A 13965-nucleotide genomic window follows, 5' to 3' on the forward strand; every position below is an offset into this window, starting at 1 on the left:
CGCCAGTCCGCCAGTCCGCCAGTCCGCCAGTCCGCCAGTCCGCCAGTCCGCCAGTCCGCCGGCCGATCAATCGGCCAACCTTCGCGCTACCCGACGACGAGCACGCCGTTCATCGTCTCGTGCCCGGAGCCGCAGAAGATGTCGCACAGGAACTGGACCGTGCCCGGGCCGCCCGCCTGCGCGGCAAGATGCACGACCGCGCCCGGCGGCACGTCCGCACGCACGCCGTATTGCGGAATCGAGAAGCCCATCACGGTGTCCTGCGCGGTCAGCTCGAACACGACCGATTCGTGCGGCGCAAGCGCGATCCGGTCCGGCGTGAACACGAAGCGCCGCGCGTGAACCTTGATCACGCGCGGCTCGGCGGCGCGCAAGCGCGACGCGTCGACGCCCGCGAGCGCGGCAAGCGCCGCGCCGCCCGCGGCGACGAGCCAGCGGCGGCGCGCCGCGACCGGCGCCGTTGCCCGTGCCCGGCCGCGAAGCGCACGCGGATCGAAGAAAAAATGGCGCATCGCAGTCTCCTCAGACGGTCGGTTGCGGTTGTTGCGCGACGACGGGCATTTCGGTCAGCACGGGCGTGTGCGTCGCGTCGCCGACGCGCACTTCGCGCCAGCCGAGCCCGCGATACGGCGCGGCGGCATCCCACGGCACCGGCAGGCGCTTGTCCTGCGAGCCGGCCGCGGGCAGCGGGAACATCAGCGAGCGCGCCGCGTGGTGCGCGATGTGGCCCGTCATCGCGTGATGCTCCTGATGGATGTGCCCGTAGAACACGGTGACGTTCGGATAGGGCATCAGCACGTCGACGACCTTCGCGCCGTCGCGCGTCGCCCAGTCCCATTGCGGCGCGAGGTCGAAGAGCGGCCGGTGCGTGAACACGACGATGCGCGCGTCTTTCGGCTGCCGCGCGAGATCCTGCGCGAGCCATTCGATCTGCGCGTCGCCGACGCGGCCGGCGGGGTCCGACACGTTGTCGACGACGACGAAATGCACGCCCTTGTGATCGAACGCGTAATGCGTGTCGCCGAAGATCTCGCGGTACGCGGCGCCGCCGTCGAGGCTCGCGTCGTGCTCGCCCGGCATCAGGTGGAGCGGTTTCACCTTGAGCTGCGCGACGATCGCTTGGAACTGCCGCATCCGCTCGCGGCGCTCGGCTGGGTCGTCGGTCGTGTGAGTGAGGTCGCCCGTGAACATCACGAAGTCGGGCGCGACGGGCAGCGCGTTGACGGCTTCGATCGCCTTCGGCAGCGTGCCGCGCGCGTCCGGGTTGATCGCGGGGCCGGTGAAGCCCCAGTGCGCATCGGAGAGCTGGACGAAGAAGAAATCGGCGCCGGCGTTCGCGGCGAGGCTCCAGCCGGGCAGCGCGGACGCGAACGCGACGCCGCCTCCGCAGGCGGCGAGGCGCAGGAAATCGCGCCGCTTCAGGGACAGGGTGGGATTCGGCATGGCGGCTCCTTCGCAGATGAGGGTGTGGTGCATGCGATACCGCGGCCGCGCCACGAATATTCCCGGATTATTTTTCGTCTCCGGGCGCGAATCGCGGGAATAAACTGGATCGGTGGGCGGTAACGATGCTAGAGCCGCGTGCGTGCCGTCGTCGTCGGCGGCGTGCGCCGGACGCGAGCGGCCGGCGGGCGGGCCGCGCATCCCGGGGAGGCGACGTGGGTCAATTCGGCCGGATGGTCGACGAGCGCGATGCGAGCGACAAGCGCGACGCGGGCGACGCGGACGATGTGGGCGACGCGGCGGCGCGCAGCGAGCGGTTTCGTGCGCTCGCGCTGCCGCATCTGGACGCCGCGTACAACCTCGCGCGCTGGCTGTGCGGCAACGCGAGCGACGCGGAGGACGTCGTGCAGGAGGCGTGCATGCGCGCGTTGCGCTTTCTCGATTCGTGCCGCGGCGACAACGCGCGGCCGTGGCTGCTGATGATCGTGCGCCACGCCTGGTACACCGAATGGCGGCGGCGGGTGAACGCGCACGAAGTCGCCGCGCTCGACGGGCTCGACGCCGCCGGTTCGCCGGACGATTGGCATCCCGCGGCCGAAGATCCGCTCGCGCTCCTCGTGCGCAGCGAGGACGCGCACCGCGTGAACGCCGCGCTCGCGAAACTGCCGCCCGAGTATCGCGAGGTGCTCGTGCTGCGCGAAATGGAGGATCTGAGCTATCGCGAGATCGCGGCGATCGCGGACGTGCCGATCGGCACCGTGATGTCGCGGCTCGCGCGGGCGCGGCGGCGGCTGGCGGCGACGCTCGGCGGCGGCGCGCGCGGCGATGCGTCCGCGCCGCGCGCGGTCGGCGCGCAGGCGCGCCCGGGCGATCGCGCGGCGAATGGCGAGGGTAATGGCGAGGGTAATGGCGCGGGCGGTGCGCCGACGTCCGGAACGGCATCGGAGGCCATCGATGGACTGTAACGAAACGCGTGCGCTGCTCGGCGCGGACGTCGATCGCGAGCTTTGCGCATCCGATGCGTGGCGGCTCGAGCAGCACGTGGGCGGCTGCGGGGCGTGCCGTCTCGAGCGCGATCGGCTCGTCGCGCTTCGCCGGATCGTGCGGCAGGCGCAATATCATCGCGCGTCGGACGCGCTGCGCGAGCGCATCGTCGCGGGATTGCCGATGGCGCAGGCGCCCGTTGCACGCGCGCCGGCAGCGGAGGCGCCCGTCGCGGACCTGCCGACGCCCGGCGGCAGCCCGCGCGGCCCGGGCGCGCATCGCTGGTTCGCGCGACCGGGCCCGCACGGCATGCCCGCCGGCCCGGCGATCGGCCGGCCGCGGCCGCGCGCCGCGACGCTGCCCGGCCTCGGCTGGGGCGTCGCATTGGCGATCGCGCTTGCCGCGGCGGCCGGCCTCGCGCTCGACGCGCGTCGCGCGGCGACGGAGCGCACCGTCGACGAAATCGTCGCGAGCCACGTGCGGGCCGGCCTGTCGTCGCGGGACATCGACGTGATCTCGACTGACCGCCATACGGTCAAGCCGTGGTTCAACGGCCGCCTCGACTACGCGCCGCCCGTCGTCGACCTGAGCGCGAGCGGTTTCGCGCTCGCGGGCGGCCGGCTCGACTATGTCGGGCAGCGCCGCGTCGCGGTGCTCGTCTACCGCTACCGGCAGCACGTGATCGACGTCTACGTGCGGCCGTCGGGCGAGGGCGGGGCGGCGCCGTACGCGACCGAGTCGCAGGGTTACGCGCTCGACCGCTGGAACGCGGCCGGCATGACGTGGTGGGCGGTGAGCGACGCGGAGCCGTCCGCGCTCGCGGCGTTCAGGATGGCGCTGAGCGCGCGCGTCGCCGCGCCGCGAACCGAGTGACGGCGCCTGAGGAGATGCGACCCCATCACCGCGACGGCTGCTCCCGCACCGGCCGTTGCGTCGGCGCATCGACGCTGTGCGCGCGCCGAGCCGCTTGGCCGCTCAAGTCGTTGAAAACACGGCCGAATCGCGCGGCGGCGCATGCATGAACCTTGCATGCGACCCATATCCGGGTTAAACTCTCCGGCTTCTCACTTGCCACACCGGTTCAGACGCCCGGGTGGCTTCTATCCACAAGGAGTGTGTATGCGTCATTACGAAATCGTCTTCATCGTGCACCCCGATCAGAGCGAGCAAGTGCCCGCGATGATCGAGCGTTACAAGACCACGATCACGTCGCACGGCGGTCAGATCCACCGCGTCGAAGACTGGGGCCGCCGCCAACTGGCCTACATGATCGAGAAACTCGCGAAGGCTCACTACGTCTGCATGAACATCGAGTGCGACCAGACGACGCTCGACGAACTCGAACACGCGTTCAAGTTCAACGACGCCGTGCTGCGCCACCTCATCGTCAAGATGAAGAAGGCCGAAACCGGCCCGTCGCCGATGATGAAGGAAGTTCAGCGCGAAGAAGCCAAGAAGGCGGCTGCCGCTCAGCCGACCGAAGCGCAGGCTTAACGCATCAAGCCATCAGGGAAAGGAGCGCGGCGCTTTCGTGAACAGGCTGCAATTGACGGCGAGCGTCGTCGAGCGTGAACCGGTGCGGTACACCCCCGCCGGCGTTCCGATCGCAAGCGCCACGTTGCAGCATCGCGCCGAAGTCGTCGAAGCAGGCATCGCCCGGCAGGTCGAATTGACGATCCCGGCCGTGGCGGCAGGCGAGGCGAGCGGCAAGCTGGAAGGCTGCGAGATGGGCGTCGAGACGCTCTTCACCGGCTTCCTGGCGAAGAAGAGCCGCAACGCGAGAACCCTGGTGTTTCACATCACAGCATTGCAGGACATTGGAAAGGACTGAACATGGCCCGCCCCACTGGTAAGAAATTCGACAAGCGTCGTCAGCAGCAAAACCCGCTCTTCAAGCGTAAGAAGTTCTGCCGCTTCACGGCAGCCGGCGTCGAGCAGATCGACTACAAGGACACGGAAACGCTGAAGGACTTCATCGGCGAGAACGGCAAGATCACGCCGGCGCGCCTGACGGGCACGAAGGCCCACTATCAGCGCCAGCTCGACACGGCGATCAAGCGCGCGCGTTTCCTCGCGCTGCTGCCGTACACCGATCAGCACAAGGCGTAATCAGGCGACGCAATAAGGAGAATTCGAATGCAAATCATTCTGTTGGAAAAAGTCGCCAATCTGGGCAACCTCGGCGATATCGTCAAGGTCAAGGACGGTTACGCTCGCAACTTCCTGATCCCGAACCGCAAGGCGCGCCGCGCGACGAAGGACGCGATCGCTGAATTCGAAGTCCGCCGCGCGGAACTCGAAAAGGTCGCCGCCGAGAAGCTGGCCGCCGCGCAAGCGGTCGGCGAAAAGCTGGGCGGTCAGTCGTTCCAGATCACGCAGAAGTCGGGCGTCGACGGCCGTCTGTTCGGCTCGGTGACGAACGGCGACGTCGCCGAACTGCTGAAGAAGGCAGGCTACGACGTCGAGAAGGCGCAAGTGCGCATGCCGGAAGGCCCGCTGAAGATGATCGGCGAGCACGGCGTGCAAGTCGCGCTGCACACCGACGTCGTCGTCGACGTCACGATCAACGTGATCGGCGACCACGCGTAAGCACGACATGCAGTCTATGCGGGCGGCGCACGTCGCCCGACATGAAGGGCAGGGGCCCGGGCAACCGGTTCCTGCCTTTTTTCGTTTCTCGGCGTCTGTTTCTCGGCGTCTTCGACGCCGGCTGGCGAAGCCGCGCCCATTTCGCGATAATCCGAAGCCATGAATGCGCCGAAAGACCCCCAAATCGAATCGCTGAAAGTCCCGCCTCACTCGATCGAGGCCGAGCAGTCCGTGCTGGGCGGCCTGCTGCTCGACAACGGCGCCTGGGACCGGATCGCCGACTTCCTGTCGCAGGGCGATTTCTACCGGTACGACCACCGCATCATCTTCGAGCACATCGGCCGGCTCATCGCGGCGACGCGCCCGGCCGACGTCGTCACCGTCTACGAGGCGCTCACGACGTCGGGCAAGGCGGAGGACGTGGGCGGGCTCGCGTACCTGAACGCGCTCGCGCAGAACACGCCGAGCGCCGCGAACATCCGCCGCTACGCCGAAATCGTCCGCGATCGCGCGGTGCTGCGCCGGCTCGTGTCGGTCGCCGACGAAATCTCGGCCGACGCGTTCAATCCGCAGGGCAAGGAAGTCCGCCAGCTGCTCGACGAGGCCGAATCGAAGGTGTTCTCGATCGCCGAGGACGGCGCGCGCGGCACGCAGGGCTTCCTCGAGATCGGGCCGCTTCTCACGCAGGTCGTCGAGCGGATCGACACCCTTTATCACACGGCGAATCCGAGCGACGTGACGGGCACGCCGACGGGCTTCGTCGATCTGGACCGGATGACGTCCGGCATGCACGGCGGCGAGCTGATCATCGTCGCCGGCCGCCCGTCGATGGGTAAGACGGCGTTTTCGATGAACATCGGCGAATACGTCGCCGTCGAGTACGGTTTGCCCGTCGCGGTGTTCTCGATGGAAATGCCGGGCACGCAGCTCGTGATGCGGATGCTCGGCTCGGTCGGCCGGCTCGACCAGCACCGGATGCGGACCGGGCGCCTGACCGACGAGGATTGGCCGAAGCTCACGCACGCGGTGCAGAAGATGAGCGAGGCGCAGCTCTTCATCGACGAGTCGGGCGGCCTGAATCCGATGGAGCTGCGCTCGCGCGCGCGGCGTCTCGCGCGCCAGTGCGGCAAGCTCGGGCTCATCATCGTCGACTACCTGCAGCTGATGACGGGCTCGTCGCAGGGCGAGAACCGCGCGACCGAAATCTCGGAAATCTCCCGTTCGCTGAAGAGCCTCGCGAAAGAGCTCGACGTGCCGGTGATCGCGCTGTCGCAGCTCAATCGCGGCCTCGAGCAGCGGCCGAACAAGCGGCCGGTGATGTCGGACTTGCGGGAATCGGGCGCAATCGAGCAGGACGCGGACGTGATCCTGTTCATCTACCGCGACGAAGTGTACAACCCGGACAGCCCCGACAAGGGCACCGCCGAGATCATCATCGGTAAGCAGCGTAACGGCCCGATCGGCCCTGTTCGGCTCACGTTCCTGGGTCAATACACGAAATTCGACAATTTTGCAGGGGCGCAAAACTTCTACGGCGAGTAGCGCCGGATGTAAACCCCTATTTCGCAAAACGTTGTATCTCGTCGCCGCCGTCGCATTCGGGCGCTTGGCTGGCAACTGTTAAACAGTACAATGTCGCCGGTTTTTGTGACCGCCGTTTGACCATTTTTCAGGAATCCCATGTTCGGTCGATTCATGCCCACCGAGGGCAAGTTCTTCGAAATCTTCAACGCGCACGCGAATTACATCGTCTCTGGCGGACGCGAGCTCGAACTTCTGATCGACAATCTCGCGGACGCCGAGATTCACAAGCAGAACGTGCAATCGGCCGAGAAGGCGGCCGACAAGCTGACGCACGAAGCGATCGATCTGCTGCACAAGACGTTCATCACGCCGCTCGACCGCGACGAAATCCACAAGCTGATCACGACGATGGACGACATCCTCGACCTGATGGAGGACGTCGCGACCGCCGTGTCGCTGTACGACGTGCGCTCGGTCACGTCGGAGGCGAGCCAGCTCGCGCACATCGTCACGCAGTCGGCGCAGCACGTGCAGGCGGCCGTCGCGCTGCTGTCGGACATGAAGCAATCGAACCAGATCCTGAAGGCGTGCGAGGAGATCGACCGCTGGGAGTCGGAGGCGGACCGCGTGCTGCGCGCGGCGATGTCGAAGCTCTTCCGCGAGGAGGACGATGTCAAGACGCTCATCAAGCTGAAGGCGATCTACGAGCTGCTCGAGGAGATCACCGACAAGTGCGAGGATGTCGCGAACATCATCGAAGGCATCGTGCTGGAAAACGCCTGAGCGGACCACGATGCATTCGATACAACTCGCCTTGTGGGCCGTCGCGGCGCTCGTGCTCGTCGCACTCGTGTTCGATTTCATGAACGGCTTCCACGACGCCGCGAACTCGATCGCGACCGTCGTGTCGACCGGGGTGCTCAAGCCCCAGCAGGCCGTGGTGTTCGCGGCGGCATTCAACGTCATCGCGTATTTCATCTTCCATCTGAAGGTCGCGCAGACCGTCGGCAAGGGCACGATCGACGCGAGCATCGTCGATCACTACGTCGTGTTCGGCGCGCTCTTCGGCGCGATCGGCTGGAACGTCATTACGTGGTACTACGGGATTCCGTCGAGCTCGTCGCACGCGCTGATCGGCGGGCTCGTCGGCGCCGCGGTGTCGAAGTCGGGCTGGGGATCGCTCAACGTCGACGGGCTGATGAAAACCGTCGCGTTCATCTTCATCTCGCCGCTCTTGGGCTTCCTCCTCGGCTCGCTGTTCATGCTCGGCGTGTCGTGGCTGTACTTCAGGACAGCGCCGAGCAAGGTCGACCGGCGCTTCAGGCGGCTGCAGCTGTTGTCCGCGAGCCTCTATAGCCTCGGCCACGGCGGCAACGACGCGCAGAAGACGATCGGCATCATCTGGATGCTGCTGATCGCGTCCGGCTACGCATCGGTCGCGGCCGATGCGCCGCCCGTGTGGGTGATCGGCGCGTGCTACCTGTCGATGGGCCTCGGCACGCTGTTCGGCGGCTGGCGGATCGTCCGCACGATGGGCCAGAAGATCACGAAGCTCAAGCCGGTCGGCGGCTTCTGCGCGGAGACGGGCGGCGCGGTGACGCTGTTCGTCGCGTCGTGGATGGGCATTCCGGTATCGACCACGCACACGATCACGGGCGCGATCGTCGGCGTCGGCGCGACGCGCAAGCTGTCGGCCGTGCGCTGGGGCGTCGCCGGCAACATCGTATGGGCGTGGGTGCTGACCATTCCCGCGTCGGCGCTGATCGCGGCGGCCGGGTGGTGGATCGGGCACCGCGTGTTCTGACGTCCTGACCCCGCCGGCCGCGCGGATTGTCGACGAAATTCGCCGAGCTTCGTCGAGATTTCCCGAGATTCGCCGAGAACGACAATGCGCCGCATGCCGGAAGGCTGCGGCGCATTGTCTTTGGCGCGCGTTTCGCGAGCGGGCCGCGCGATCGACGCCGTTACGACAGCGCATCGAGCAGCGCGTACCGCGCGACGCCCGCGCTGATGTACAGGCGCTGCAGCGCATGCAGCGGAATCGGCCTGACGGGCGTCGCGGCGAACGGCAGCGCGCGCTGAGCGCGTTGCCCGAGGGCGGCGCGCATGCGCTGCTCGAGGCGAGCGCGCGCGGTCGCGCACACGCAATACACGATCACCGACGTGGGCGCGATCGCGGCGCCCGTGCTCGACGGCGAGCGGCGGCCGGTCGCGTCGGTGCACATCGTCGCGCCGCTGGACGCTCGCCGACGCCGAACAGCGGCTCGCGCCCGCGGTGATCGACTGCGCGCGGGGGATTTCGAATTCGATTCGGACGCTCGCATGGGCCGGCGGGCGCGGCCGCCCGGTTGGCCAGGAGCGGCTTGTCTCAGTAGCCGCCGTTCGCGAAGCGCGCGATCGGATCGTCGCTCGTGCCGGCCGGCGCGACGCTTGCGGCACCGGGCGCCGTCGACGCGCGCAGGATCTGCACGTTGCCGGGAGCGGCGAGCTGCGCCTGGCGGGCCGCCGCGCGCGCGGTTGGCGGCGGCGGCTCGAACGCGTCCGCGGCGGCGTCGATCGGATCGGGCGGCGGCGTGCCGGCGACGGTCGCCGCGCCGCCGGCCGCGGGCGGCGCAACCGGCGGCGCGGCGGATACCGGCGCTGCGCCCGCGTCGGCCGAGGCGATCGCGGGCGATGTCGCGCCCGCGGCCTGCGCCTGCCGCTGCGCGGCGGATATCGCGGGCGGCGGCGGCTCGTACGGATCGGCGGATGCGGTTGCGGCAGGCGCTGCGCGCGCCGGCAAGAAGCCCGATGCGGCGGGCGCGGGCGCGGGCGCGATTGCGGGCGCGGCGTTCTGCGAGGATGCATTCGCCGTCGCCGCATAGATGGGCGCGGCGCCGGAAGAGGCGTTGCGCGCCGAGGGCTGCGCGGCCGCGTTCGCCGCGTAAGCGGGCGACGCGCTCGGCGCCGCTGCCCGCGCGGCCGGTTGCGCGGCCGCGTAGGCCGGCTGAGCCTCCGCTGCCGCACGCGGCGCGGCGTCCGGCTGCCGGCTCGCCTGGTAGGTCGGCGCATCGAACGGCGCCGGCTTGGCTTTCGGCGCGGCGACGCGCCGGATGCCGTCGAAGCGTTTCGCCCAATACGGATTCGTCAAGTAATCGAGCCGCACGGTGCCGCCCGTCGACGGCGCGTTCACGAAGCGCAGCTTGCCGACGTAGATGCCGACGTGCGAATGCGGCCGGCCCGACGTGTTGAAGAAGATCAGATCGCCGGGCGCGATGCCGTCCGGCTCGATCGATTCGCCGGCCGAGCTCATGTCGGCCGTCGTGCGGGGCAGGTTGACGCTCGCCGCGCGGTCGACGACGTAGCGCACGAGGCCGCTGCAGTCGAAGCCGCTGTCGGGCGTGTTGCCGCCCCAGCGGTACGGGACGCCGACGAGGCTCATCGCCTGGATCGAGATTTCCTCGCGGCCGACGCTGTGGTCGACGAAATTCGGGAAGCCGCGCGGCGGCGCGTACGCGCGCGGTGTGGTGATCGCCATGCCGGACGACGAGCGCGCCGATTTTTGCGGCGCGCTCGAGCAGGCCGCGAGCAGCGAGATCACGAGAACGGACAGCGAAAGACGCAACATGAGAGGCGGGCGAGCGCGCTGCGCTCGCCAATCGTATGACAACGGTTAATCGCGATAGTAGTGCGTCCGGCGGGGCTTTCGCAAGAATTCTTGAGAAATCACTTGAAGTTGCGCGTGTAAATGTTGTTCGAGACGGACGTTCGCTCGCAGATGATTCGACCCCCGAAATGAAAAAGCGGCGCCTGACGAATCAGGCGCCGCTTCGTGCCGAGCGCCGCTCGGCGCGGTGGTCGGCGTGCGGTTACAGGATGTCGGACGCGTAGTCGGCAAGCCGCGAGCGCTCGCCGCGCGCGAGCGTCACGTGGCCGCTGTGCCCCCAGCCCTTGAAGCGGTCGACGACGTACGTGAGGCCCGAGCTGCCTTCCGTCAGGTACGGCGTGTCGATCTGCGCGATGTTGCCGAGGCAGATGATCTTCGTGCCCGGGCCCGCGCGGGTGACGAGCGTCTTCATCTGCTTCGGCGTCAGGTTCTGCGCCTCGTCGATGATCACGTACTTGTCGACGAACGTGCGGCCGCGCATGAAGTTCATGCTCTTCACCTTCAGGCGCGAACGGATCAGCTCCTGCGTCGCCGCGCGGCCCCATTCGCCGGCCGCGTCGTCGGTCTTCTGCAGCACCTCGAGGTTGTCGTCGAATGCGCCCATCCACGGCTGCATCTTCTCTTCCTCGGTGCCGGGCAGGAAGCCGATGTCCTCGCCGACGGGCACGGTCGCCCGCGTGACGATGATCTCGTTGTAGCGCTTGTCGTCGAGCACCTGCGCCAAGCCCGCCGCGAGCGCGACGAGGGTCTTGCCGGTGCCGGCCTGGCCGAGCAGCGTGACGAAGTCGATCTCGGGGTTCATCAGCAGGTTCAGCGCGAAATTCTGCTCGCGGTTGCGCGCGGTGATGCCCCACACGTTGTTCTTGTGGTGGCTGTAGTCGCGCAGCGTCTGCAAGAGCGCCGTCTTGCCGTTCAGTTCGCGCACGAGCGCGTGAAACGCGGGCTCGCCGTTCTGCGGCTCGAGATAGACGAACTCGTTGACGAGCATCGACGCGACGAGCGGGCCCGTCACGCGGTAATACGTGGTGCCCGTTTTCGTATCCTGCCAGCTCTCCATGCCCTTCGCGTGCTTCGTCCAGAAGTCTTGCGCCAGTTCGCGCACGCCGGTGTAGAGGAGATCCTTGTCTTCGAGGACTTGGTCGTTGAAGTAGTCTTCGGCGGGCAGGCCGAGCGCGTGCGCCTTGATGCGCATGTTGATGTCTTTCGACACCAGCACGACCTGACGATCCGGCCGCTCGCGCTGCAGCGCTCGCACGACGCCGAGGATCTGGTTGTCGGCCTTGCCTTGCGGCAGGCCCTCGACGGGCTCGATGCTCGTGAGCGTCGTCTGGAAGTAGAGGCGCCCGAGCGCCTCGCGGCTGCCGAGGCGCGCGAGCGCAATGCCGGCCGAGATCGGGCCCGCGTCGGCGACGAGCGCGTCGAGCGTGCGGCTCACCTGGCGTGCGTTGCGCGCGACTTCCGACATGCCCTTCTTGTGATTGTCGAGTTCCTCGAGCGTCATCATCGGCAGATAGACGTCGTGCTCCTCGAAGCGGAAGAGGCTGCTCGGATCGTGCATCAGCACGTTCGTGTCGAGCACGAAGAGCTTTTGCATCTCGGTTTCGGCGGCCTTGCGTCCGCGCGCTTTCGCCGTCGCGCTCGGCGCGGCGGCCGCGGTCGCCGCGGGCCTCGCCGCGTCGGCCTTCGGCGAGCGTGCCGCCGGCGCGGCGGGGGCCGCGGGCACCGGCTGCAGCAGCGCGGCCGTCTGCTTCGTCTTGCGCGCGCGCGGCGCGGCGGCGCTCGCGGCTTCGGCCGGCGCGACCGCGCGCAGCGGCGCAGCGGTGTTGGCGGCAACGACCATCGGATCGGCTACGTTCGCCGGGCCGTATTCGGCCGCGACCGCGTGAGCGGGGCCCCCGGAGGCGGATTGCTTCGCGGCTTTCGCAGGCCGCGCTTTCGCCTTGTATTCGTCGGGCGGCAGCAGGCTGCCGAGCTTGCTGGGGGGAGTAGGCAAAGGCATGGTGTCCCTCGGGAGGAATCGTGTCGCAGGCGTGCGCCGCCGTTCGCATCCTGCGACGCTTCGCGCGTGCAGTTTGCGCGCAGTGGCGCACATGGGGTTCGAATCGCCGGTTCGCCTAGATTTCGATCGTCTCCTTGACGCGTTGGACGGCCGGCGCGGATCGGCCGACCCGAAAACCATAAAAAAAGCCGCTCCCCCGAACAGGGGCAAGCGGCTCGGCTCTAACCGTCGTGCTGCGCGTCAGATGCGTGGACGCATCGTTTCGACCACCGGCGCAGCTACGAGAAAAATGGGTCGGACAGGCATTCATTGCGGCCCAATATAGCGCGCCTCAAAGCGCTTGTACAGCACTCAGCACCTCGTCGACGTGGCCCGGCACCTTCACGCCGCGCCATGCGTGACGCAGCACGCCTTCGCCGTCGATGACGAACGTCGAGCGCTCGATTCCACGTACTTCCTTGCCATACATTTTCTTCAATTTCATGACGCCGAACAGCGTGCAGAGCGTTTCGTCGGGGTCCGAAATCAGCGGGAACGGCAGTTCGAGCTTCGCCTTGAAGTTCTCGTGCGAGCGTAGGCTGTCGCGCGACACGCCGACGATTTCCGCACCGGCCTTCTTGAACTTCGGATACAGGTCGCGGAACTGCAGGCCCTCGGTGGTGCAGCCGGGGGTGTTGTCCTTCGGATAGAAGTACAGCACGAGCTTCTTGCCCTTGACGCCCGACAGCGAAAACTCGCCGCCCGTGGCAGGCGCTGTGAAATCGGGAACTTGACGGTCGACTTCGACGGACACGTGTTTCTCCTGTTGTTATGAACGAGCGCGGACGGCGGGCCGCGCGTGATGAGGCGAGACGAGAAGCCGGCGAGCGGCGTCTCGTTCAGTCGGGCTGGACGATCAGTTCGCCGGAGCGGCCGGGAATTTCGCCCCACGCGACAGGGTACGATGGCAGCGCGGCGCGGTCCAGCGTCGCGTAGTAATCGCCCATCGTCGCGAACGTGTGGCCTTGCGCGCGCCAGCCCGCGAGCAGTTGCTCGAACACGGGCGCGAGCTTCTGCCCTTCGAGCTCCGCGTGCAGCGTGAATACCTGGTCGTGCGGATTACGCTCGGTGTGCTTGAGCAGGTGCGCGGCGACGTTGCCGGTGTCGATGCCGTCGACGCCGAGGATCTCGTCGAGCGTCGGCAGCGTCGTCGGCAGCTGCACGTGCGCGAGCGTCCTGCCTTCGACGACGGGCAGATACGGCGAGTGGCCGCGCCCGTCCGACGCGTAGCGCATGCCCCACGCGTCGATCTGCTCGAACGCCGCGTCGTTCATTTGCCAGCCCGCCGCGCCGTGCGTGACGGGCGGCGCGCCGAAGATCTCGACGAAGCGCTCGCGGCTCTTGTTCATCTCGCGTACGGTCCAGTCGCGCGGACGCTGGCGAACGTTGTCCTGCCAGTACACGTGATCCCACGTGTGGATTCCGCATTCGAAGCCGGCTTCGTGGATCGCGCGCATGTCGGCCGTCGCGCGGTGGCCGATGTCGGGGCCGGGCAGCAGCACGCCGTACAGCAACTGCTTGACGCCGTAATGCTCGACGACCGACGTGCGCGACACCTTCTTCAGAAAGCCCGGCCGCAGCACGCGGCGCATCGCCCAGCCGGTGTGGTCGGGGCCGAGACTGAAGAGGAACGTCGCGCGCGCGGCGAAGCGATCGAAGATGCGCGCGAGATTCGGCACGCCTTCGCGCGTGCCGCGCAGCGTGTCGACGTCGATCTTGAGGACGATGCGAGCCAAGCGGC

The 13965-nt window shown here is 67.9% G+C and carries 16 protein-coding genes and 3 pseudogenes; 12 read left to right on the forward strand and 7 right to left on the reverse strand.

Annotated features, from left to right (window positions below; all coding sequences use genetic code 11):
- Positions 1 to 86 precede the first annotated feature (86 nt).
- Both WS91_RS05325 and WS91_RS05330 read right to left on the reverse strand, forming a co-directional pair.
- Positions 87 to 512, reverse strand: a complete 426-nt coding sequence (locus tag WS91_RS05325) for a cupredoxin domain-containing protein (protein ID WP_038744576.1) — start codon at positions 510 to 512, stop codon at positions 87 to 89.
- A 10-nt stretch (positions 513 to 522) separates the two neighbouring features.
- Positions 523 to 1443, reverse strand: coding sequence for a metallophosphoesterase family protein (locus WS91_RS05330; RefSeq protein WP_059580776.1), 921 nt, complete (start codon positions 1441 to 1443; stop codon positions 523 to 525).
- A 215-nt stretch (positions 1444 to 1658) separates the two neighbouring features.
- Here WS91_RS05330 and WS91_RS05335 point away from each other — a divergent pair, with 215 nt between their 5' ends.
- The 10 genes and pseudogenes from WS91_RS05335 to WS91_RS05375 all read left to right on the forward strand — a co-directional run bounded on the left by WS91_RS05335 (position 1659) and on the right by WS91_RS05375 (position 8344).
- Positions 1659 to 2408 (forward strand): RNA polymerase sigma factor, encoded by a 750-nt coding sequence (locus tag WS91_RS05335; RefSeq protein WP_059669894.1) that lies wholly within the window; start codon positions 1659 to 1661, stop codon positions 2406 to 2408.
- On the forward strand, positions 2398 to 3300 hold the full coding sequence (locus WS91_RS05340; protein ID WP_038744572.1) for an anti-sigma factor family protein: 903 nt from the start codon (positions 2398 to 2400) through the stop codon (positions 3298 to 3300). The genes WS91_RS05335 and WS91_RS05340 overlap by 11 nt, the downstream gene beginning before the upstream one ends.
- 246 nt (positions 3301 to 3546) lie before the next feature.
- Positions 3547 to 3921: a 30S ribosomal protein S6 gene (gene rpsF, locus WS91_RS05345; RefSeq protein WP_006402295.1), complete on the forward strand. Its 375-nt coding sequence runs from the start codon at positions 3547 to 3549 to the stop codon at positions 3919 to 3921.
- Between the two features lie 37 nt (positions 3922 to 3958).
- Entirely contained in the window at positions 3959 to 4258 is a 300-nt protein-coding gene (gene priB / locus WS91_RS05350) for a primosomal replication protein N (RefSeq protein ID WP_038744571.1), read from the forward strand.
- 2 nt (positions 4259 to 4260) lie between these two features.
- Positions 4261 to 4536 carry a 30S ribosomal protein S18 gene (rpsR, locus tag WS91_RS05355; protein WP_004193360.1) on the forward strand — a complete coding sequence of 92 codons (276 nt, stop codon included), beginning with the start codon at positions 4261 to 4263 and terminating at the stop codon, positions 4534 to 4536.
- Positions 4537 to 4563: 27 nt separating this feature from the next.
- The gene (gene rplI, locus WS91_RS05360; protein WP_038744570.1) at positions 4564 to 5016 is read left to right on the forward strand and encodes a 50S ribosomal protein L9; all 453 of its coding nucleotides are present in this window, start codon (positions 4564 to 4566) and stop codon (positions 5014 to 5016) included.
- A 7-nt stretch (positions 5017 to 5023) separates the two neighbouring features.
- Positions 5024 to 5166: pseudogene (locus tag WS91_RS37875) on the forward strand (DNA helicase).
- Positions 5167 to 5175: 9 nt separating this feature from the next.
- Positions 5176 to 6558, forward strand: coding sequence for a replicative DNA helicase (locus tag WS91_RS05365; protein WP_038744568.1), 1383 nt, complete (start codon positions 5176 to 5178; stop codon positions 6556 to 6558).
- Between the two features lie 138 nt (positions 6559 to 6696).
- On the forward strand, positions 6697 to 7323 hold the full coding sequence (locus WS91_RS05370; protein ID WP_038744567.1) for a DUF47 domain-containing protein: 627 nt from the start codon (positions 6697 to 6699) through the stop codon (positions 7321 to 7323).
- 10 nt (positions 7324 to 7333) lie between these two features.
- Entirely contained in the window at positions 7334 to 8344 is a 1011-nt protein-coding gene (locus WS91_RS05375) for an inorganic phosphate transporter (RefSeq protein WP_038744565.1), read from the forward strand.
- 160 nt (positions 8345 to 8504) lie between these two features.
- Here the strand turns inward: WS91_RS05375 and WS91_RS32165 are convergent.
- Positions 8505 to 8624: pseudogene (locus WS91_RS32165) on the reverse strand (FAD-dependent oxidoreductase); the annotation flags it as partial.
- Between WS91_RS32165 and WS91_RS37175 the strand changes: the two are divergent.
- Positions 8619 to 8860: pseudogene (locus WS91_RS37175) on the forward strand (IclR family transcriptional regulator domain-containing protein); the annotation flags it as partial. The pseudogenes WS91_RS32165 and WS91_RS37175 sit on opposite strands and share 6 nt — an antisense overlap.
- Positions 8861 to 8908: 48 nt before the next feature.
- On the opposite strand, the gene WS91_RS05385 reads toward WS91_RS37175, so the two are convergent.
- Together WS91_RS05385 and WS91_RS05390 are read right to left on the reverse strand one after the other, a co-directional pair.
- On the reverse strand, positions 8909 to 10147 hold the full coding sequence (locus WS91_RS05385) for a C40 family peptidase (RefSeq protein WP_059669895.1): 1239 nt from the start codon (positions 10145 to 10147) through the stop codon (positions 8909 to 8911).
- A gap of 241 nt (positions 10148 to 10388) precedes the next feature.
- Positions 10389 to 12185 (reverse strand): PhoH family protein, encoded by a 1797-nt coding sequence (locus WS91_RS05390; RefSeq protein WP_038744560.1) that lies wholly within the window; start codon positions 12183 to 12185, stop codon positions 10389 to 10391.
- On the opposite strand from WS91_RS05390, the gene WS91_RS32175 reads away from it, so the two are divergent.
- The gene (locus tag WS91_RS32175) at positions 12069 to 12323 is read left to right on the forward strand and encodes a hypothetical protein (RefSeq protein ID WP_100185270.1); all 255 of its coding nucleotides are present in this window, start codon (positions 12069 to 12071) and stop codon (positions 12321 to 12323) included. The genes WS91_RS05390 and WS91_RS32175 overlap by 117 nt on opposite strands.
- Before the next feature lie 193 nt (positions 12324 to 12516).
- Here WS91_RS32175 and WS91_RS05395 read toward each other — a convergent pair whose 3' ends face one another.
- Positions 12517 to 12978, reverse strand: coding sequence for a peroxiredoxin (locus WS91_RS05395; RefSeq protein ID WP_038744558.1), 462 nt, complete (start codon positions 12976 to 12978; stop codon positions 12517 to 12519).
- A gap of 85 nt (positions 12979 to 13063) precedes the next feature.
- Positions 13064 to 13960, reverse strand: a complete 897-nt coding sequence (locus WS91_RS05400; protein ID WP_059669896.1) for a polysaccharide deacetylase family protein — start codon at positions 13958 to 13960, stop codon at positions 13064 to 13066.
- Between the last annotated feature and the right edge of the window lie 5 nt (positions 13961 to 13965).

This window comes from Burkholderia sp. MSMB1498, from assembly GCF_001526245.1.
GTDB lineage: Bacteria > Pseudomonadota > Gammaproteobacteria > Burkholderiales > Burkholderiaceae > Burkholderia > Burkholderia savannae.

What these genes read in the sequence shown, in the direction of transcription:
- WS91_RS05330 (WP_059580776.1), bottom strand. Translation starts at nt 1,443, where the DNA reads ATGCCGAATCCCACCCTGTCCCTGAAGCGGCGCGATTTCCTGCGCCTC.
- rpsF (WP_006402295.1), top strand. Translation starts at nt 3,547, where the DNA reads ATGCGTCATTACGAAATCGTCTTCATCGTGCACCCCGATCAGAGCGAG.
- rpsR (WP_004193360.1), top strand. Translation starts at nt 4,261, where the DNA reads ATGGCCCGCCCCACTGGTAAGAAATTCGACAAGCGTCGTCAGCAGCAA.
- WS91_RS05370 (WP_038744567.1), top strand. Translation starts at nt 6,697, where the DNA reads ATGTTCGGTCGATTCATGCCCACCGAGGGCAAGTTCTTCGAAATCTTC.
- WS91_RS05375 (WP_038744565.1), top strand. Translation starts at nt 7,334, where the DNA reads ATGCATTCGATACAACTCGCCTTGTGGGCCGTCGCGGCGCTCGTGCTC.
- WS91_RS05365 (WP_038744568.1), top strand. Translation starts at nt 5,176, where the DNA reads ATGAATGCGCCGAAAGACCCCCAAATCGAATCGCTGAAAGTCCCGCCT.
- WS91_RS05325 (WP_038744576.1), bottom strand. Translation starts at nt 512, where the DNA reads ATGCGCCATTTTTTCTTCGATCCGCGTGCGCTTCGCGGCCGGGCACGG.
- WS91_RS05385 (WP_059669895.1), bottom strand. Translation starts at nt 10,147, where the DNA reads ATGTTGCGTCTTTCGCTGTCCGTTCTCGTGATCTCGCTGCTCGCGGCC.
- WS91_RS05390 (WP_038744560.1), bottom strand. Translation starts at nt 12,185, where the DNA reads ATGCCTTTGCCTACTCCCCCCAGCAAGCTCGGCAGCCTGCTGCCGCCC.
- rplI (WP_038744570.1), top strand. Translation starts at nt 4,564, where the DNA reads ATGCAAATCATTCTGTTGGAAAAAGTCGCCAATCTGGGCAACCTCGGC.
- WS91_RS05340 (WP_038744572.1), top strand. Translation starts at nt 2,398, where the DNA reads ATGGACTGTAACGAAACGCGTGCGCTGCTCGGCGCGGACGTCGATCGC.